The sequence below is a fragment of the Sphingomonas sp. P4_G3 genome (assembly GCF_056401105.1).
The window spans coordinates 656034-673000 of sequence record NZ_JBFUJZ010000001.1 but is presented as its reverse complement, the minus strand read 5'-3'; the positions used below and the strand labels follow the sequence as shown (position 1 = coordinate 673000).

23 protein-coding genes are annotated in these 16967 nt (G+C 62.7%); 10 read left to right on the top strand and 13 right to left on the bottom strand.

Annotation, left to right across the window (positions count from 1 at the left end; translation table 11 throughout):
• Nucleotides 1-20 precede the first annotated feature (20 nt).
• Entirely contained in the window at nt 21-1580 is a 1560-nt protein-coding gene (locus AC1DQQ_RS03195) for a hypothetical protein (protein WP_478044216.1), read from the top strand.
• Nucleotides 1581-1653: 73 nt separating this feature from the next.
• On the top strand, nt 1654-2088 hold the full coding sequence (locus AC1DQQ_RS03190) for a DUF1330 domain-containing protein (RefSeq protein ID WP_478044215.1): 435 nt from the start codon (nt 1654-1656) through the stop codon (nt 2086-2088).
• 7 nt (nt 2089-2095) lie between these two features.
• Here AC1DQQ_RS03190 and AC1DQQ_RS03185 read toward each other — a convergent pair whose 3' ends face one another.
• Complete coding sequence (locus tag AC1DQQ_RS03185) at nt 2096-2515, bottom strand: hypothetical protein (protein WP_478040412.1); 420 nt, start codon at nt 2513-2515, stop codon at nt 2096-2098.
• A gap of 275 nt (nt 2516-2790) precedes the next feature.
• On the opposite strand from AC1DQQ_RS03185, the gene AC1DQQ_RS03180 reads away from it, so the two are divergent.
• On the top strand, nt 2791-3048 hold the full coding sequence (locus tag AC1DQQ_RS03180; protein ID WP_478040411.1) for a YjhX family toxin: 258 nt from the start codon (nt 2791-2793) through the stop codon (nt 3046-3048).
• A 380-nt stretch (nt 3049-3428) separates the two neighbouring features.
• Nucleotides 3429-3944, top strand: coding sequence for a CHRD domain-containing protein (locus tag AC1DQQ_RS03175; protein ID WP_478040410.1), 516 nt, complete (start codon nt 3429-3431; stop codon nt 3942-3944).
• A 482-nt stretch (nt 3945-4426) separates the two neighbouring features.
• On the opposite strand, the gene AC1DQQ_RS03170 is transcribed toward AC1DQQ_RS03175, so the two are convergent.
• Nucleotides 4427-4891, bottom strand: a complete 465-nt coding sequence (locus tag AC1DQQ_RS03170) for a c-type cytochrome (protein ID WP_478040409.1) — start codon at nt 4889-4891, stop codon at nt 4427-4429.
• Between the two features lie 96 nt (nt 4892-4987).
• On the opposite strand from AC1DQQ_RS03170, the gene AC1DQQ_RS03165 reads away from it, so the two are divergent.
• Nucleotides 4988-5209 carry a hypothetical protein gene (locus AC1DQQ_RS03165; protein WP_478040408.1) on the top strand — a complete coding sequence of 74 codons (222 nt, stop codon included), beginning with the start codon at nt 4988-4990 and terminating at the stop codon, nt 5207-5209.
• 175 nt (nt 5210-5384) lie between these two features.
• Here the strand turns inward: AC1DQQ_RS03165 and AC1DQQ_RS03160 are convergent, their stop codons facing one another.
• The 6 genes from AC1DQQ_RS03160 to AC1DQQ_RS03135 all read right to left on the bottom strand — a co-directional run bounded on the left by AC1DQQ_RS03160 (nt 5385) and on the right by AC1DQQ_RS03135 (nt 9737).
• A complete protein-coding gene (locus AC1DQQ_RS03160) occupies nt 5385-5720 on the bottom strand; it encodes a DMT family protein (protein ID WP_066816687.1) in 336 nt (111 codons plus the stop codon).
• 18 nt (nt 5721-5738) lie between these two features.
• Complete coding sequence (locus AC1DQQ_RS03155) at nt 5739-6686, bottom strand: MliC family protein (protein WP_478040407.1); 948 nt, start codon at nt 6684-6686, stop codon at nt 5739-5741.
• A gap of 66 nt (nt 6687-6752) precedes the next feature.
• Entirely contained in the window at nt 6753-7163 is a 411-nt protein-coding gene (locus AC1DQQ_RS03150; RefSeq protein WP_478040406.1) for an ExbD/TolR family protein, read from the bottom strand.
• 246 nt (nt 7164-7409) lie between these two features.
• Nucleotides 7410-8003 carry a YdeI/OmpD-associated family protein gene (locus AC1DQQ_RS03145; RefSeq protein ID WP_478040405.1) on the bottom strand — a complete coding sequence of 198 codons (594 nt, stop codon included), beginning with the start codon at nt 8001-8003 and terminating at the stop codon, nt 7410-7412.
• Between the two features lie 106 nt (nt 8004-8109).
• The gene (locus tag AC1DQQ_RS03140) at nt 8110-8439 is read right to left on the bottom strand and encodes a DNA primase (RefSeq protein WP_478044214.1); all 330 of its coding nucleotides are present in this window, start codon (nt 8437-8439) and stop codon (nt 8110-8112) included.
• Nucleotides 8440-8504: 65 nt separating this feature from the next.
• Nucleotides 8505-9737, bottom strand: coding sequence for a multidrug effflux MFS transporter (locus AC1DQQ_RS03135; RefSeq protein ID WP_478028328.1), 1233 nt, complete (start codon nt 9735-9737; stop codon nt 8505-8507).
• 161 nt (nt 9738-9898) lie between these two features.
• On the opposite strand from AC1DQQ_RS03135, the gene AC1DQQ_RS03130 reads away from it, so the two are divergent.
• The 5 genes from AC1DQQ_RS03130 (at nt 9899) to AC1DQQ_RS03110 (ending at nt 14207) form a co-directional block, all read left to right on the top strand.
• Nucleotides 9899-10255, top strand: a complete 357-nt coding sequence (locus AC1DQQ_RS03130; RefSeq protein WP_478040404.1) for a DUF3597 domain-containing protein — start codon at nt 9899-9901, stop codon at nt 10253-10255.
• Nucleotides 10256-10321: 66 nt separating this feature from the next.
• A complete protein-coding gene (locus AC1DQQ_RS03125) occupies nt 10322-10834 on the top strand; it encodes a hypothetical protein (RefSeq protein ID WP_478040403.1) in 513 nt (170 codons plus the stop codon).
• A 160-nt stretch (nt 10835-10994) separates the two neighbouring features.
• Nucleotides 10995-11948, top strand: a complete 954-nt coding sequence (locus AC1DQQ_RS03120) for an isopenicillin N synthase family dioxygenase (RefSeq protein ID WP_478040402.1) — start codon at nt 10995-10997, stop codon at nt 11946-11948.
• A gap of 501 nt (nt 11949-12449) precedes the next feature.
• A complete protein-coding gene (locus AC1DQQ_RS03115) occupies nt 12450-12830 on the top strand; it encodes a hypothetical protein (RefSeq protein WP_478040401.1) in 381 nt (126 codons plus the stop codon).
• A gap of 81 nt (nt 12831-12911) precedes the next feature.
• A complete protein-coding gene (locus AC1DQQ_RS03110) occupies nt 12912-14207 on the top strand; it encodes a homoserine dehydrogenase (RefSeq protein WP_478040400.1) in 1296 nt (431 codons plus the stop codon).
• A gap of 20 nt (nt 14208-14227) precedes the next feature.
• Here the strand turns inward: AC1DQQ_RS03110 and AC1DQQ_RS03105 are convergent, their stop codons facing one another.
• The 5 genes from AC1DQQ_RS03105 to AC1DQQ_RS03085 all read right to left on the bottom strand — a co-directional run bounded on the left by AC1DQQ_RS03105 (nt 14228) and on the right by AC1DQQ_RS03085 (nt 16961).
• Nucleotides 14228-14683, bottom strand: coding sequence for a hypothetical protein (locus AC1DQQ_RS03105; protein ID WP_478040399.1), 456 nt, complete (start codon nt 14681-14683; stop codon nt 14228-14230).
• Nucleotides 14684-14724: 41 nt separating this feature from the next.
• Nucleotides 14725-15024, bottom strand: a complete 300-nt coding sequence (locus AC1DQQ_RS03100; RefSeq protein ID WP_478040398.1) for a hypothetical protein — start codon at nt 15022-15024, stop codon at nt 14725-14727.
• Between the two features lie 113 nt (nt 15025-15137).
• The gene (locus AC1DQQ_RS03095; protein ID WP_066813276.1) at nt 15138-15482 is read right to left on the bottom strand and encodes a hypothetical protein; all 345 of its coding nucleotides are present in this window, start codon (nt 15480-15482) and stop codon (nt 15138-15140) included.
• Nucleotides 15483-15543: 61 nt separating this feature from the next.
• The gene (locus AC1DQQ_RS03090) at nt 15544-15975 is read right to left on the bottom strand and encodes a CoA-binding protein (protein ID WP_478040397.1); all 432 of its coding nucleotides are present in this window, start codon (nt 15973-15975) and stop codon (nt 15544-15546) included.
• Nucleotides 15976-15998: 23 nt separating this feature from the next.
• Complete coding sequence (locus tag AC1DQQ_RS03085; RefSeq protein WP_478044515.1) at nt 15999-16961, bottom strand: Mrp/NBP35 family ATP-binding protein; 963 nt, start codon at nt 16959-16961, stop codon at nt 15999-16001.
• Nucleotides 16962-16967 lie beyond the last annotated feature (6 nt).

The window sequence follows — 16967 nt, the reverse complement described above, 5'->3', positions numbered from 1 at the left end:
ACGATCTAGGAGGGGGAGCGTTGCTTATCGAACTGGGCTTGGTGACCACCGCTTTAAGTGCTGGTGGCGCCTTGGATAAACTTGCGACCCCCTCATTCAAAGAACGGGCCGTAGAATTAATAAAACGATCTAACCAACTAGATTGGCATTCCTACATTGCTGCGTGGGCGTGGAAATTATACACACAATTGTATGGCGTAAAATCTACATCTGGCAGATTCTTACTTAGATCATCTATTGCCTATGTATTACTCATCGGTGGATCAATATTATTTCTGCCACTATATAGTTCATCGAGATATGATACCATAGTATCGGTATGGACATATGGAAGCTCTGCAGAAAAGCTGAGCTGGATGATTTGCCTATTAATAGGCCTGCCGTTATACATATTAGCAAATGCACAAACTTTATATTTTTTAGAAATACTAAGAACTACTCCAAATTTCTTCAAGTTTTTACTAGTTGCATATGCAGACTTTCTTATCACTTCTTCTATCGCCCTTTTTGGCGTACCCGCCGCTCTGCTCGCTTGCTCATACATCGACATCACATCCACGCAGCGAAATATACCAATCGAAATTAAGTTCGATCGGCTCCTGGATAGCCCGCTCGCCGAAACGGCCAGAGCGCTAGATAACAAAATAACCGATCCAGAACTGTATGATGTCATCACACATCAAGATAAAATATTCACGATTGACGTCAGTTATTCCTATAAAGGAAATAGATCTAACAATGGAAACGACCTGGACTTCTACTTAACTCGAAAAGAAGTTCGAGCAGGCCACATATCGCAGGCATCCATGTCTGCCGACGGAAAGTCGATTCGACAGACCGATGCGAGCGGAAATCCAACGGGCTACCGCAGCTTGGAATTAGGCTTTTCTTCAAGCACCTCCTCGGTAGAGTTTCGTGACAAAAGATCTTTTGCACAAGTTCTAGATAATTTTTGCAAAAAATTCTCTATAAGTATGTTTTTAGCGAATGATCGTAGCATCCTAGTTGAAAGAGACTCTGTAAATCTGAATAATATATATTCCGCCTGCCTTCACGAACGATCTGTGCTCATAACTCCACTTGTCACTTACAATAACAAAAATGTGAGTTACTCACAAATTTACAACTATTATCTCCAGTTAAATTTGCAAGATACAATGAGTAATGTAACCTCCGGGGTTGGATCGTATTTAACTTTCTCACCCTATCTTGCTCTATCTCCAGAAAATGGACAGGGATGGTTTCATAAACACAATATCGCCGAGAGAGATAATAGAGAGGCAGTTGCACTGGACAATCTTCTCGCCGAAACCCTATTTTATGACCTTGGCGGTTACAATTGGATCATAAATAAGGGATCTCCTGCAGGATCAATGAATTTTGCCATATATAGCACGGCCTTGTTCAATGTAATAGTTATGTCGATATTTTTCATTGCGTTTCCAATTGTTAAGATTGCATCCAATTTCGATTTTATATCAAAATATATAACTATCGAAAATCTTCCATTCACCATTTCTTCCGCCGTATTGTCGATATGGTTATTAGTTCTGATATTTATCGCCACTTTGCTTTTTTAAGCATGTTCGTTTGGATGGCGGTGACGGTTTACTGACTTCCGAAATAGCTTCACATCGGCCCCGGGAGAGCCCAATGCCCGAAGCCCACATCGACCCCACCCGCGAGCAGTTCGACGCCTTCAAGGCGCTCCCTCGCGACGCGCCGATCGCGATGCTCAACCTGGTCCGTTATCGCGAGGGCGCCGCCTATCCCGACGACCATGACTGCGCCGCGCTCGGACTGACCGGGGCCGAAGCCTATGCCCGCTACGGCGCGGAAAGCGGCCTGATCTTTCGCCGCGTCGGTGGCAATGTCATTTGGTCGGGTGCGCCGCGCCTCGTGCTGACCGGGCCGGCGGACGAGGCGTGGGATACCGCGTTCGTCGCGCTCTACCCGTCGGCGCATGCCTTTCTCGAGATGGTGACCGACCCCGCCTATCGCGTCGCGGTCGTCCATCGCCAGGCGGCGGTCGCGACCAGCCGGCTGATCCGCTGCGATCCTCGCGAGGCGGGTGCGGGCTTCGCCTGACGGCGGCTCACGCCAGACCAGGTTCCTCGTCGAGCGCCGCGCCCTTGGTATCTGGCGCCCTCGCCGACAGAAGCTGAGTTGCGTTCACCAGGACGATGAACGGCCAGACGAAGACCCAAAAATCACTGGCTTGCTGGGGACGCGGGACAGGCCACCACGGCTGCCCCCAAATGAACATCATGGCCATCGCGACCCTGCCGAGATGGCCAAATCCCGATGGCCCTGGCCTTGCTGCGGCTGTATTCCCGCCAGTGGCGAGCAAAACAAACACGCCCAAAATCATGAGCAGGGCCACGAAATCTTCCATCCGATTCCACGGCATGCCGAGGAACGGCATTGCGATGACGGCATAGGCGCAGAGCAACGCGACGAGCGCCAGCCATTGTACTCCACGGAGGTTGCGGAGCCAATCGATCCATCCGGTCATGACAAGCTCCCCTTTCAACCTAATCCTACCACGTCGGCTAAGCACCTAAAGCCCTTGTCGAATATCGTCTTGGTACACCCCCAAATCTTGACGAACCCGCCGCCGAACGGCACATCAGCGGCGTTCACCACCCCTGAGGGAAGTATGAAGGAAATTGTCGCCCGCTGACCTGACGGCCCCGGTTTTGCCGGAGGCGCCGTCGTCATGCGCTCGACCCGCCGGGACGTCCCGGTCGGGCGGCGCGGTCGTTTTCTCGACTGACGGGCACATTCCACGTGAACATTTCCAAGTACGAACAGCGCGTGCTGCACGCGCTCGCGCAGGGCGGCGCGATCCATCACCGCCGTGACAGCAACGGGCGGATCGTCGAGGCGATCTGCTTCACCCGCGAAGGCCATGTGCTGACGGACGGCTCGCTGCCGGTGTTCCGCAAGCTCAAGCGGCGCGGGCTGATCTTCAGCCAGAGCGGGCAGCCATATCGGATCAGCCGGTTGGGGCTGGCGGCGGTGCGGAGTCAGCTGGATAATCGCTGAGCGCCCGGAAATAGCCCCGCTATTTCCGGTACCGGCGGTCAGCGCGGCCGGCCTCGCGTCAGCGAGGTCCGACGGCGCGGCTTTGCCGCGCCGCTACGCACGGGAGTGAGGACGTGTCCCCATTTCCGCCCGAGGCACGTCGGAGGCGGGACAACAACCGCCCTGCCCTCACCCTTCCGCCGCTCTGCGAGCGGCTCCCTCCCTCTCCCGCATGCGGGAGAGGGAATTTTGCGTGCCGCGTCTGTCCTATCGCCGGTGTCGCAACGGCCCTATGTCCCGGCCAAATCGGGGAGGAGAGCCCGCTTCATCCTGGGGCAAGCTTGCCTGAGCTAACCAGCCGCGAGCGCGTGCCCCGTGCTCGCCTGCCAATTGAGGATTCGATGCGCTTCACTCCCCTGATTGCCCTGACCGCCGTCACCGCCATCGCGATCGCTACCCCGGCCGCCGCCAGGACCGAGAGCTTTCATGCGGCGCTGGACGGCACCGCGATCCCGACGACGACCGGATCGCCCGCGCATGGCCGCGTGACGGTCAAGGTCGACACCAAGTCGCAACGCGTCTCGGTCGAGCTCGACGTCCAGGGGATCACGCTCGATCAGCTCAACGACGCCTTGGTCGCCAAGCCGATCGGCCCGGTCCATTTCCACCAATATCGCACCGCCGACGATGTCGAAGCGGTGCTGCCCGTGCCCTATGGCGCCAATTATCGCGCGACCAAGACCGGGTTCCACGTATCGATGCGCAACTACGCCTATGCCGAGGGCGCGAAGCTGCTCAACGATCAGGATACGTTCGAGGAATTCGTCGACGCGCTGAACGCCGGCAAGATCGTGATCAACATCCACACCGACAAATTCCCGGATGGCGAGATCAGCGGCAAGGTGATGCCGAATTAGGTGGTGAGGTCATAAACAGGACCGTGGGGGAATGGCGGAAAGCGGACATCCGCTGGCAACGATTCTTGGATTAGGAAGCCGGTAAATTATTCATCCCGTACATGGGAACTTCTGAGTTTAAACCTCATATACCGCGCTTCAAAATCGCGAAGTGCGGACGCGACGCGTTGTCGCTCGTTGCCCGCGCGAGCCTCCTTGATTGCCTTCAATTTGGCGGGGCGACAGTCAGACATTGCTCGTCTTACGCTTCGGGGAGGCAGGCTATTGTCGCGATCCGTCACGCATTTGACATACGGCCACACAATCCGCCCTACCGGATTGCCGTAGTTAAGGCGTAATGTATCCCAGTCCGGCACGGCCAAGCTACTGATCGCCAGAAGTATCAACATTCCCCGATGATAACATTTTGAAGAACGACCGCTACTGGGTCGCTTCCTGCCAAGCGGCTTTTTGAGCCTACCGCCTGCCGCCGCTCCGCACCCCTATCCCTTGGGCTTGTCGGCCACCCGGTACTTGTCATGGCAGGCCGAGCAGGCGTTGCGCACCACGCCCCATTGCGTCGCGAAGCCGGGCTGATCGCCTGCCTTGGCGAGGTCGGCGAGCTTGGCCGCCTCGGTCGCCAGTGTCGCCGCCGCCTTTTCGAACCCGGCGCGGTCGCTCCACACGGTCGGCAGCGCCTTGGTCGTGCCGCCGTCGCTGCCCGCAGGAAACAGCCCGGGCAAGGCGCGCGCCCAGGCGGCGATCGCGCCGGCGGCGAAGGCCTGGGTCTTCACGTCGCCCTTGGCGTCGATCACGCCTTTCATCCCGCCAAAGGCCGCACCTTGAAGCTTGAACCCCGCCTGCCGCGCCGCGATCAGCTGGTCCGCATCGGCGCGCCGCGTCGCCGCCGCCGCGGTCAGCACGCTCGCCGCCATCACCAGTATCAATGCCGACATCGTTCTGGTCATCGCGCCTCTCCCTTGGTTGAAGTCGCGCGATGCTATGACCGTGCGAGCGATCGGGCAATCCCGCCGTTAACCGGCTTTGCGGAGCGCGCGTTAACTGTGCCGGGCTATCGTCCGGTGATGATCTCGACCAAAATCTTTCGCAGCCGATGGTCGGCGCTGTTCTGGGCGGCCGGGATCATCTGGACGGCGTACGACGTGGCGAGCGCCAATACGCCGGATCCGGTGACCAACAACAGCGTCGCAGCCGACACCGACGCGACCGGCGTCGCGGTCGACAATGGCGACCTGGCGGTGCTCGCCAACGCGATGGGGAATTAGGGGCTGAGGTCGTAGCATTTAGCCCTAACCGCGAAGGTCCTGGTTCACGGCACCTTCTTTCGAGTCGTCATGCCGGGCTCGTCCCGGCATCCACTCCTCCACAATCGAGCTGAGGCATTGTTGCGCAGTGGATGCCGGGACGAGCCCGGCATGACGGCGGTGTTGTGGGTACCGCCTACTTCCCCGCGAACAGGAACGCGACCGCGCCGACCAGGCAGAGAAACGCCCCCAGATGCCGCCAACCGAGCGGTTCACCCAGCACGGTCACCATGAACACGCCGAACGCCGCGAGCGCGATCGCTTCCTGCGTCACCTTGAGCTGTCCGCCCGACCAGCCGGCGGCATAGCCGATGCGGTTGGCGGGCACCGCCAGGCAATATTCGAAAAAGGCGATGCCCCAACTGATCGCGATGACGATCCACAGCGGCTTGGCCATGCCGCCCTTCAAATGCCAGTACCACGCGATCGTCATGAAACAATTGGACAGCGCGAGCAGGGCCACCGTCCACATGCCGGTCGATCTCTTTCGTTAGCGAATGACGGTGCACGCGATGGGCGGCTGACCCGGCGTCGTCAAGGTCGCGGCATCGCCTTTGCCGCGCAGCTCGTATGGCCCCTTCTTGTACCAGATGCCCGATGCCGGCTTCTGCCCGTCGAGCGTCGCCAGCGGCCGGGCGTTGCGGGTGAGTTCGGCGGTGTCGCGCTGATTATCGAACCGCACCGCGAATTTGCTCCCGTCCATGCAGCGGTAGCGCGCGCTGACCACCGGCGGCGTGCCGCTCGTATCGCCAGGACCGGTTCCGTCATCCGCGCCCGGTTTCGCACCACCCTTGCCGGGGGCCGGCTTCAGGTCGATCGAATAGATGTGCCATTTGCGCTGCTCGGACGTCGCGCCATCGACGACGGTGCGGCGCAGGACGATCGTACCGGTCTGGTAATCGGGCCGGCCGTCCTTGAGCCGGGCATAGACTTGCACGGGCACCGAGACATAGCGGCTTCCCGCCGCGCCCTCGATCTCGCCCGGGCCGCCGATATTGGCGTGGTATTCCTTGTATTTGGCAAAGCTTACGGCGAACGCCGCTGGGCTCAATTTGCTGTCGGCACCGTCATCGCCCCACAAGGCGCGGGCGGCGGCGTATTTACCGCCCTCGATGCTGGCGAAATAGATCTGGACGACGTTCGCCGCCCCCTGCGCGCTGTCGGGGGTGAACTTCCCCTCGGAAACCGGCGTCCGGTCATCGGGCAGCCCGCCCGGCTGGCCGGGCGCGGCGGGTGCCAGCGGCGGTTCATCGTCGGTAGCCGGCGCCGTCGCACCGTTGGTCGCGACCTCCGACACATTGTCCGTCGCATTATAGCTGTTGATGTCGCCGCGTGCGCGTTCGGCGGCATCGTTGATATCGACTTCGCTATTGCCGGTCGTGGTCGGCTGCGAACAAGCGGCAAGGCACAGGAACGGAACAAGCAAGACGGCGCGCAAGATGAAACCCCCGGACAATACGGTGATAGGGGGTGTGAACGTTCCGACGCCCGCGTCGTTCCCGCGTCAGAAGACGCCCTTGAACTGATCGTTGCCGACAAACCCCAGCCGCGTGACGCCCGCGCGCTTCACCGTCGCCAGCACGCGGTCGAACGTCTCGTAGCGCGCGGCGGCATCGGCGCGGATAGTCAGCGTGGCATCCTTGTCCGCCATCGTCGCGACCAGTTGATCGGGCAACGCGCTCTCCGTGGTGGCGGCGCCGTCGAGGCTGAGCGCGCCCGACGCGGCGATTTCGAGCCGGTGCATCTTGTCGGGCGACACCGGATGGCCGGGACCGCTCGGCAAGTCGACCGCGACCTTGTGCGTGGCGACCGGCAAGGTGAGGATCATCATGATCAGCAGAACGAGCAAGACGTCGATCAGCGGCGTGATGTTCATCTCGGCGATCGGTTGGGAATGGGCGGTATGGCTGGCCATGAGCGTTCTCCCTTTAAGTTACGTGATAACGTATCATATCAGAGAAAGATGGCAAGTGACTCCCCTCCCTGCTTGCAGGGAGGGGTCGGGGGTGGGTGCGCGCGTCTGCGCGCCTACAAAGACTCAATAGTTGATCGCCAAAACAGCGACGAGCGAGGCATCGAACCTCGCCCGCCGCTATACCCACCCCTTGATCCCCTCCCTTGTCAGGGAGGGGAGATTAGGAGGTCGACAACTCGCTTCCCCTCAGCAATCCTCGTATTTCCAGTTGAGCTTCTTGCCCTCGCGCGCCTGCTCGACCGTCTGCGCGACCCGCTTGGCCCGCGTTTCGTCGCGCTTGGCGTCGGCTACCCATTCGCAATATTCGCGGCGGCAACTCGGCGCAAAGGCGTTCCAGTTCGCCGTCGCCTGCGCGTCCGCCGCCAGCGCGGTGGCGAGCGTTGGCGGGACCTCGGCCTCGGGCTTGCCGGCACGGGCCGGCCGCTTGGGTTTTTCACCGGCATCGATCTTGGCCAGCGCCTGGTCGAGCCGCTCGAGCAGCAGCGTGTCGGGCGGCAGCGTCGCGACGTCGGTCAGGCGGCCATATTGCCCCATTGCGTCGCCTTCCTTGCCGGTGGCGAGCCCCAGCCGGTCCCAGAAACCGAACGCGGCATGCTCCTTGAACGCCGCCATATTGGCGAGCAATTCGCCCTTATAGGTGAAGAACGGCATGCTCCATTTGATCGTTTCCTCGACCGCGGGCGCATGGCCATGGATCAGGTCGCGCAGATGCGTGAGGATCGGTTTCGCGAAATCGTTCTTGCTCGCGATATAGGCGTCGACGCGCGGGTCCCTGGACATCGGCTCTCCTTTCGGCTTCCGGTCGGGCCGAAAACCTAGGGCCGTCGCTAGCCGGCGGTCAACGCCGATGACATGGCGCCAGGAATTGGGCGTCAGGAATTGGGCGTCAGGAATTGAGCGCCTCGTCGTCGGCGTCGGACAAGTCGTCGTCGTCGGAATCGCCGTCGTCGAATCCGTCCTGGACCTCGTCCTCGTCGATATCGTCCTCGTCTATGTCGGCGTCATCATCTTCTTCACCGACATCGGCGTCGGACATCTCGACATCGTCCTTGTCTGGCTCATCGCCCAGATCGGGGTCGAGGTCAGTCAGGATCGTCCCGTCGGTCGGCCCGTCGCGCGTCGCTTCCAATATTTCGGCGCGCTGGCTTTCGTCATAGCCTTCTTCGTCGAACCCGTCGTCGCCGGGGGTCTGCCCCGATACTTGATAACCGCCCATCTCCATCTCCATGCCTGGCATGATGCGAACGGCGGCGCGGGCTTCGGGTTCCGTCAGGCGCTATACTAAGCGGGGCGAAACAGGCGACCGCGCTCGACGATTGCCGCCAGCACCAATGCTACCACTCCCGCCGCCAGGAAGCCAAGGTGCAGCGGCGTGGTAGTGCCGTCGAACGCCATGCCGATCAGCCCACCGATCGCGGCGCCACCGGTGGTGACGACGAATCCCTGCAGGCTCGACGCGGTGCCCGCGATCTCGCCCATGTTCATCATCGCCATCGCGGAGCAGTTCGACGCGGCGAGGCCGAAACACGCCATCGTCACCGCCTGGAGCGCGACGAAGGTCCACAGATTCTCCAGGCCGAGATGGCTGATCACCAGGCTGGTCGACGCCGTCACGATCAGCACGACCATCGCGCCGTGCGAGATGCGCCGCATGCCGAGCCACATGACGATCCGCGAATTGAGCAGATTGCCGCAGGCCATCGTCACCGCGCAGGCGGCGAAGATCAGCCCCAGCCGATTGCCCTGGTGGAACACCTTATCGACGATCGGCTGGATCGACGTGATGTAACCGAACAGCGCACCCTGCAGCCCGATCACCGCGGCGGCGTAGCCCACCGACAGCCGGTCCTGCAGCGTGCGTTTCCAATTGCCTAAAAGCAGCTTCGCCTCAAGCGGCACGCGGCGCTCGACCGGAAGCGTTTCGGGCATGCGGAAAATGAACCATGCCGCCACCACCGCGCTGGCAATCGCGATCATGTTGAAGATCAGCCGCCACGATCCTCCCAGATTCACTATCGACTGGCCGATGCTCGGGGCGATGATCGGGAAGATCATGAAGGTCATCACTGCCAGGCTACTGACCCGCGCCATCGCACGGCCGGAATAGCAATCGCGGATCAGTGCGATCGTCACCACGCGCGTCGACGCAATCGCTACCCCGGCGCACACGCGCGAAATCAGCAGCAGGTCGAAGCTCTTCGCCATCGCGCAGACCAGATTCATCAGGATGTAGAGCACCATCGAGCCGACCAGCACCGGCCGCCGGCCATAGCGATCGGCGAGCGGACCGTGGACCAACTGCGCTGCGCCGAACCCGCCCGAGAACATCACGATCACCAGCGGCAAATCGTGGGCCGAGACATTCAGGTTTTGACCGATCTCCGGCAGCGCAGGCAACATGGTGTCGATGCCGAGCGCGCCCAGCGCCATCAGCGCCGCGATCAGCGCGACGAACTCCACGAAGTGGATCGGCGACGAGGATTCGGCGCGAGAAGGATCTCCAGGCTGCGGCATCCCGCCCCCATGCCCCAGCCGGGCGAACAAATCAGCCCCGAAAAAATTTTGTCACGCAAGCGGAATAGGGTGCCGCCACCGGACCGATCACGGCCATTGCCGGTCGCGGGTACAGGTCCTAAGCCACTGTCCTTCGGGGGTGGAAACGTGAGGAGAATCGCATGAGCATCTTCGGTACGATCAAGGACGCCATTTTCGGCTCGGCCGCACCGGCGCCCGCGCCGGCCCCAGCTCCTGCCGAGGCAGCGGCGCCTCCTCCACCCCCGCCTCCCCCGCCGGCAACCCTGAGCGAGGATCAGATCTATGCGGTGCTCGAAAAGCACGCCGAGGCGCGTGGCGAACCGCTCAACTACAAGGAATCGATCGTCGACCTGATGAAGGCGATCGGCCAGGATTCGAGCCTCGACGCGCGCAAGCAGCTCGCGACCGAGCTCGGCTATACCGGTGATCAGAGCGACACCGCGACGATGAACATCTGGCTCCATCAGAAGACAATGGACAAATTGATGAACGGCTGACGCGTTGGACTTGTTGTGGCGGGCGCCCGAGTGTATTATAGATATAATGCACTATGGGAGCCCGCCATGCTTCGTTTGACACCTCTCGCCGCCGCCGCGTTGGCGCTCGCCGCCTGTGGCGACCATGACGGCAACAGCACCTCGATCAGCTTCAGCGGCAACAGTTCGGACGGCGCCGTGTCCGGCGGCATCGACAGTTCGGGCAACCTCAAGATCGACACCAACGGCTTTAAGGCCGATCTGAAGCTGCCCAAATTCTCGGTCGACGCGAGCAATTTCGAGATGAACGGGGTGCATCTCTATCCCGGCTCGACGATCAGCTCGATCAACGTCAATGGCGGCGACGACGGCAAGGACAATGGCAAGGATTCCGGCAAGGTCCGCGTCGCCTTCACTAGCCCGGCCAGTGCCGCGACGGTGCGCGACTGGCTCAAGGAACGGCTGGGCAAAGCGGGTTTCACCCTGTCCGCCGATGGCGCCGGCCTGACCGGCAAGACCGACGACGGCAAGCCGTTCGCGCTCAAGCTGAGCGACCAGGGCGCGACCAAGTCGAGCGGCACGATCGATATGGGTGGATAATACCCCGTCACCGCAGCGAAAGCTGGGGTCTCATGCCGCAAGCGTACCTAAAGCCTCTTAAGACCCCAGCTTTCGCTGGGGTGACGGGCGGGCGGCAGGGGTGACGGATGAATGGCGAGGGTCTATCATCCCCGCTTTCGAGAATTCCGGACAATAGAAAATGCTAGACACCCCCTCTGCCCAGGTCCCCGCCCTCAGCCTCGCCGACGAAGCGCGCGATCCCGCCGCCTTTGCCGCCGCGTTTGGCGGGTCGTTCGAACGGTTCGGTTTCGCGATCGTCGCCGACCACGGCATCCCGCTGCCGCTGATCCAGCGCGCCTGGAGCCTGACCGAGCAATTCTTCGCGCTGCCCGAGGACGAAAAGCACGGCTATTACGACAAGGCCTGGGGCGGACAGCGCGGCTATACGCCGTTCAAGACCGAGATCGCCAAGGACGCCAAGCACGTCGATCTCAAGGAATTCTGGCATGTCGGGCGCAACTTGCCAGAGGGCCATCCCGCCGCCGCGACGATGATGCCTAATGTCTGGCCGTCGCGCCCGGGCGATTTCCAGGAAGCGCTGACCGACCTGTGGAATGCCTTCGACCGCGCCGGTCTCCGTCTGCTCTCGGCGATTGCGCGGCATTTGAAACTATCGCCCGATTATTTCGAGACCGTCGTCGATCACGGCAATTCGATCCTGCGGCTGCTCCATTACCCGCCGATCCCGGCCGATGCCGAGGGCGTGCGCGCCGGCGCACACGAGGACATCAACCTGATCACCTTGTTGCTCGGCGCCGAGGAAGCCGGGCTCGAACTGCTCGACCGCGACGGCAAGTGGCTGGCGATCCGCCCACCCGAAGGCGCGATGGTGGTCAATGTCGGCGACATGCTGCAGCGGCTGACCAACAACGTGCTGCCGTCGACCACACACCGGGTCGTCAACCCGCCGCCCGAACGCCGCGGTTTCTCGCGCTATTCGATGCCGTTCTTCCTCCATCCCAATCCGGAATTCCTGATCGAGACGCTGCCGAGCTGCATCAGCGCGGACAATCCGAACCGCTATCCGACGCCGATCACCGCGCACGATTATCTGCACGAACGGCTGGTCGAAATTGGCCTCGTGAAAGCCTGATCGTTTCGTGCTAAGACTATTTCTGCAGCAAGAGGAAGTTCAGCAAGGGAAAGTATCGTGTATCGCGAAACCTTGATTGTCGGCGCGCTTGTCGCCGCACTGACCGCCATTCCAGTGGCCCATGCTCAACGAACACCACGCAACCAATCCGGCTTCCAGGCACCCTATACCAGTTATACCGGGCAAGGAGCGTTTCGGAGCGGCGCGGAAACGAGCCTTCGCTACATGCCCCCGCCAAATCAGAAGCAAATCGCACAGATGGTACGATGGAATGCGGTGGGCCAGTGCGTCAGCGCAGAGGACCGCGAAGCGAGTTTGACGTGGGTCGGCGGGGGCCGCGGGGCCAGTCTCGCCCGGGCTCGGCTCGAGCCGGCCTTCGCTCGCTGCCTGGCGGATAGCGGAATCACCGATCCGAACGATAAGGCGCTTCGTCGCGCAGCACTTGCCGACGCGCTAGGCGTCAAACTAGGGCGATAGTTTGAAATGAGGGGCATGGGGGCGATGCAGCGTTTTATCGTGGCGGCGGGTCTGCTGGCTGGCGCAACCTGGTTGTTACCAGGAGCGATGGCACGACCGGCGGTCGATCTGTTCGCCGGCGAACGCGACGACGTCGCGCGCGTGGAGCGGACGGTGCCGAACCCGACCGGCCTGCTGCGCTTGTGGTCGACGGTGGGGCGTTGCGTGGTCCAGCGCGACCGTAACACCGCGCTGACCTTTGTCCGCGCGCCGCTCGGCTCCGATCTGTCGCTCGCCGCCGCGCGCCGGCTCGATCCGGTCTTCGCCGGGTGCCTGGCCGGATCGCGCGTACCCGGTCCGTCCAGCGTGGTGCTGCGCCGCGCCGCTTTGGCCAACGCGCTGGGCATCGCCGGAACGCGCATCTAGGGCGCTCACCACTTTTTCGACCGATCCGCTTCGCTGCGAACGCTTGCGGCGAGCGGCAAAGTTCCTCTACGCGGGACAGCGATGACTTCGATCTCCCCGCTCCGCGTTGCGCTCGCAGGCCTTGGCACCGTCGGTGCCGGCGTGATCAAACTCCTCGACGTCAATGGCGAGCTCATCGCGCGGCGCGCGGGCCGGCCGATCGAGATCGTCGCGGTGTCCGCCAGGGATCGGGCCAAAGACCGCGGGGTCGATATCGAACGGTTCGACTGGGTCGACGACACCGCGGCGCTGGCGCATCGCGACGACGCCGATGTGGTGGTCGAGCTAATTGGCGGATCGGATGGCCCGGCACTGACGCTGGCGCGCGCCACGCTGGCCGGCGGCAAGGGACTCGTCACCGCCAACAAGGCGATGATGGCGCATCACGGGCTCGAACTCGCCGAAGCGGCCGAAGCAGCCAATGCCCCGCTCAAGTTCGAGGCAGCGGTGGCCGGCGGCGTTCCGGTCATCAAGGGCCTGCGCGAAGGCGCCGCGGCCAATGAGATCAGCCGGGTCTACGGCATCCTCAACGGCACCTGCAATTTCATCCTGACCAAGATGGAAGCCGAAGGACGCGACTTCGCCGACGTGCTGGCCGAGGCGCAGGCTTTGGGGTTTGCAGAAGCCGATCCCAGCTTCGACATCGACGGCGTCGATGCGTCGCACAAGCTGTCGATCCTCGCCAGCCTGGCGTTCGGCACGCGCCCCGCTTTCGCCGATGTCGCGACCGGCGGGATTCGCCACGTCCTCGCCGCCGATATCGCCGAAGCCGCGACCCTCGGCTATCGCATCCGCCTGGTCGGCATCGCGGAAGCCGGGTCGAAGGGGTTGTTCCAGCGCGTCCACGCGCATCTCGTCCCGCTCAGCCACCCGCTTGCACATGTTTCCGGCGCGCTCAACGCGGTCGTCGCGGAAGGCAATTTTGTTGGCCGATTGCTGTTCCAGGGTGCCGGCGCGGGCGACGGCCCGACCGCATCGGCGGTGGTCGCCGACCTGATCGACATCGCCCGCGACGAATTCGGGCCGCCTTACGCGATGCCCGCCGCCCAGCTCACCGCATTGCCTGCCGCCGATAGCGGCGAGCGCCGCGGCCGCGCCTATCTCCGCTTCATGGTCGCCGATCGGGTCGGCGTGCTGGCGGAGATCGCCGCGGCGATGCGCGACGCCGGTGTCTCGATCGAGAGCCTGATGCAGCGCGGTGTCAGCGCCGACGGCAGCGTGCTCGTCGCGATCGTCACGCATGAGGGACCCGAACGCGCGGTGGCCCAGGCGCTCGAAAAGCTGCGCGGGTCGCAAAGCCTGGCCGGCGAGCCGCTCTGGATGCACATCCTCGGCTGATCCTTCGGGAGCCTTCTCCCTCAGGGCAGCAGTTTCCCCTCGGTCGACGGCGGCGTGTCGTCGAACGGAATCGCGACGCGGCCGGTTTTGTCGGGCTTCTTCGCGAACGCCTTTTTGGCAAGGTCCGCCGCCCCCTTGATCATCGGCACGAGCGGCGGACCGAATCCGACGACGCAGCTTCGGCTGATCGGACAGGGCGTGCCTTGGGCGGCCAACGCGCCGGTGCCGCTCTTATACGGATTGGACGGCACCGGCCCGTCGGGCGTTATCTCTTCGGGATAGGGCAATGTTTGCGAGGGCAGCGGATTGCCGCACACGACGATGTCCTTGCCATCGACATGGCGGACGCATGGCTCGTTGGCGACAGGGACCAGGATCGAGAATCGCTCCGGCGTGTCGGTGGCAGGTGTTTGGGGTGGCACGGTGGCGGGCGCCACCGCAGCCTGCAGCGCCAGAGACAATAGCAATCCGGGCATAAAGATCCCTCCCGCGAGCAATGTACCGCTCGAACCCGGCGTTAACGCGGCAGGAAACTTGCCCGCAAGGTATCGATCGGATCCTGGCTCGATCGCAACAAGGTGCGGCGCTTGCTGAGGCAGCGCATCGCACCGATCACGTCGCATTTCCTGCCGTCATCGGCAAGCGCACGATCCTTGAGCGACTGCGTATCCTCGCTCGACGCCGGCAGTCGATATCGATCGGCGCATACGCCCACACATCGCGACGGCGGCGCCGGTGGCTTGAGCGTGAAATTCAGCTTCAACGGCGGGTTGTGCGCCGCGGCGCCCAACATGACGAACAATAACGGCGTGAGCATCGGACGACCCCTGTCTCGACCACCCCAAATGCCAACACATGAGGCCACAAGACGTTCCGCTGCGCCAGAGGGTGCGCCCGGCTCGGCCCTATTTCTTCTGCAATCCAACGTGTTTACGGGGCGATCGGTCGCTCACCCATCAACGACACGCCGGATCGCGTGCTGACCGATACCCCGGCCGCGCCGCAACCAACGAGAAAGGTCGACTTTTCCTGGCAATTATTGGTCCTGGCGAGCATCCGCTCGCGCTCGGCCGGGACGCCTTCATGCCTGGGGTCATTGGGGTCGATCACCGTCAACGGCGCGCGATAGCGATCAGCCTCGCGCCGCCCGCAGATAACGATGTCGTCGGGCTGGTTGTCATGGCAGTCGATCGTGGCCCGGGTTGCGGCGCGGTAGCGCTCCATCGCCGTATCGAGCTGCGGGGCCGCCTGCATCATCACCAGCCACCACAGCATGATCCGACTCCGCCGATGTTACGACGGATCCGTAATGACCTACGATTGCGGCGGTTTCGCGTCAGGCGACGATGCGCGGCACGCCCAGCCGGGGAATTTCGATCGCCGGACAGCGATCCATCACCACCTTCAGCCCAGCCGCTTCGGCACGCGCCGCGGCGTCCTCGTTGATGACGCCCAATTGCATCCACACCGCCTTCGCGCCCGAGGCGATCGCCGCATCGACCGCTTCACCCGCCGCTTGTGGCCGACGGAAGATGTCGACGATGTCGATCGGCACGCCGATCTGGGCGAGGTCGTGGAAAACGTACTCGCCATGAACATGCTCGCCGGTGATCTGCGGATTGACCGGGATCACACGATAGCCGTGCCGCTGCAGCATCGCCATCACGCCATAGCTCGGGCGATCGGGCCGGTCCGACGCGCCAACCATCGCGATCGTGCGGGCGTTGGTCAGCAACTCGCGGATATCCTGGTCAGCGCTGAGCGGCATGTCCGTCTCCCAAATTCATTCGGCTAACGACCGGCGGAAAGCCAGTCGTTCACTTTCCCGGCTATCTCTCCGAACGCTGCGCCTTCTGGCCCGTTCCCGGCAGCCGGCGGTGTGCCCGCGTCTGAGGCGATCCGGATCGCCATCTCGAGCGGCACGCGCCCGAGGAACGGAACACCCATCTCCGTCGCCGCGGCCTCCGCGCCGCCCTGTCCGAACGGATCGGAATATTCGCCGCAATGCGGACAGCGATAGCCCGCCATATTCTCGATCACGCCGATCACCGGCACGCCGGCCTTGCCGAACAGATCGGCGGCGCGGCGCGCATCGATCAGCGCCAGATCCTGCGGCGTCGAGACGATCACCACGCCCGCCGGCTTGTATTTCTGGATCATCGTCAGCTGCACGTCGCCGGTACCTGGCGGCATATCAACCACAAGGGTGTCGGCGGCGCCCCAATCGCCCTCGATCAATTGCCCCAGCGCACTGGCTGCCATCGGACCGCGCCAGGCAATGGCCTGACCGGGCGCGACCAACTGGCCCATCGACAGGATCGGCACGCCGAATGCGGTCGGCACCGGGATCATGGTCTTCTCACGCGCCCGGGGCTTGATCCCCTCGACCCCCATCAGGGTCGGTTGCGAGGGTCCATAGATATCGGCATCGACCAGCCCGACCTTGCGTCCGGCCCTGGCCAGCGCGATCGCCAGATTGGCGGCGACAGTCGATTTGCCGACTCCGCCCTTGCCGCTGGCCACCGCGATCAGCTTGCGGCCGACACGCTCGCTGGTCATCGCGATGCGCACCTCGCGCGCCTCGGGACCGGCCACGGCAGCGGCATGCACCGCCGCCTCTAGCGCCTCGCGCGCCTCCGATTCCAACCCGGTAACGTCGAGAATCACGCTCGCGCGATCGCCATCCAGCCTCACTGTCGCGCGGTTGCCCGCCACTTCTGCGACGCGTGCCGCCAACCCCATCTTTTCGTCCATGCGCGC

Bases quoted from the DNA above. Each gene is read 5' to 3' on its own strand.
- AC1DQQ_RS03190 (WP_478044215.1), top strand. From the start codon at position 1,654: ATGCCCGAAGCCCACATCGACCCCACCCGCGAGCAGTTCGACGCCTTC.
- AC1DQQ_RS03185 (WP_478040412.1), bottom strand. From the start codon at position 2,515: ATGACCGGATGGATCGATTGGCTCCGCAACCTCCGTGGAGTACAATGG.
- AC1DQQ_RS03175 (WP_478040410.1), top strand. From the start codon at position 3,429: ATGCGCTTCACTCCCCTGATTGCCCTGACCGCCGTCACCGCCATCGCG.
- AC1DQQ_RS03170 (WP_478040409.1), bottom strand. From the start codon at position 4,891: ATGACCAGAACGATGTCGGCATTGATACTGGTGATGGCGGCGAGCGTG.
- AC1DQQ_RS03160 (WP_066816687.1), bottom strand. From the start codon at position 5,720: ATGTGGACGGTGGCCCTGCTCGCGCTGTCCAATTGTTTCATGACGATC.
- AC1DQQ_RS03150 (WP_478040406.1), bottom strand. From the start codon at position 7,163: ATGGCCAGCCATACCGCCCATTCCCAACCGATCGCCGAGATGAACATC.
- AC1DQQ_RS03145 (WP_478040405.1), bottom strand. From the start codon at position 8,003: ATGTCCAGGGACCCGCGCGTCGACGCCTATATCGCGAGCAAGAACGAT.
- AC1DQQ_RS03140 (WP_478044214.1), bottom strand. From the start codon at position 8,439: ATGGGCGGTTATCAAGTATCGGGGCAGACCCCCGGCGACGACGGGTTC.
- AC1DQQ_RS03135 (WP_478028328.1), bottom strand. From the start codon at position 9,737: ATGCCGCAGCCTGGAGATCCTTCTCGCGCCGAATCCTCGTCGCCGATC.
- AC1DQQ_RS03130 (WP_478040404.1), top strand. From the start codon at position 9,899: ATGAGCATCTTCGGTACGATCAAGGACGCCATTTTCGGCTCGGCCGCA.
- AC1DQQ_RS03125 (WP_478040403.1), top strand. From the start codon at position 10,322: ATGCTTCGTTTGACACCTCTCGCCGCCGCCGCGTTGGCGCTCGCCGCC.
- AC1DQQ_RS03120 (WP_478040402.1), top strand. From the start codon at position 10,995: ATGCTAGACACCCCCTCTGCCCAGGTCCCCGCCCTCAGCCTCGCCGAC.
- AC1DQQ_RS03115 (WP_478040401.1), top strand. From the start codon at position 12,450: ATGCAGCGTTTTATCGTGGCGGCGGGTCTGCTGGCTGGCGCAACCTGG.
- AC1DQQ_RS03110 (WP_478040400.1), top strand. From the start codon at position 12,912: ATGACTTCGATCTCCCCGCTCCGCGTTGCGCTCGCAGGCCTTGGCACC.
- AC1DQQ_RS03105 (WP_478040399.1), bottom strand. From the start codon at position 14,683: ATGCCCGGATTGCTATTGTCTCTGGCGCTGCAGGCTGCGGTGGCGCCC.
- AC1DQQ_RS03100 (WP_478040398.1), bottom strand. From the start codon at position 15,024: ATGCTCACGCCGTTATTGTTCGTCATGTTGGGCGCCGCGGCGCACAAC.
- AC1DQQ_RS03095 (WP_066813276.1), bottom strand. From the start codon at position 15,482: ATGCTGTGGTGGCTGGTGATGATGCAGGCGGCCCCGCAGCTCGATACG.
- AC1DQQ_RS03090 (WP_478040397.1), bottom strand. From the start codon at position 15,975: ATGCCGCTCAGCGCTGACCAGGATATCCGCGAGTTGCTGACCAACGCC.
- AC1DQQ_RS03085 (WP_478044515.1), bottom strand. From the start codon at position 16,961: ATGGACGAAAAGATGGGGTTGGCGGCACGCGTCGCAGAAGTGGCGGGC.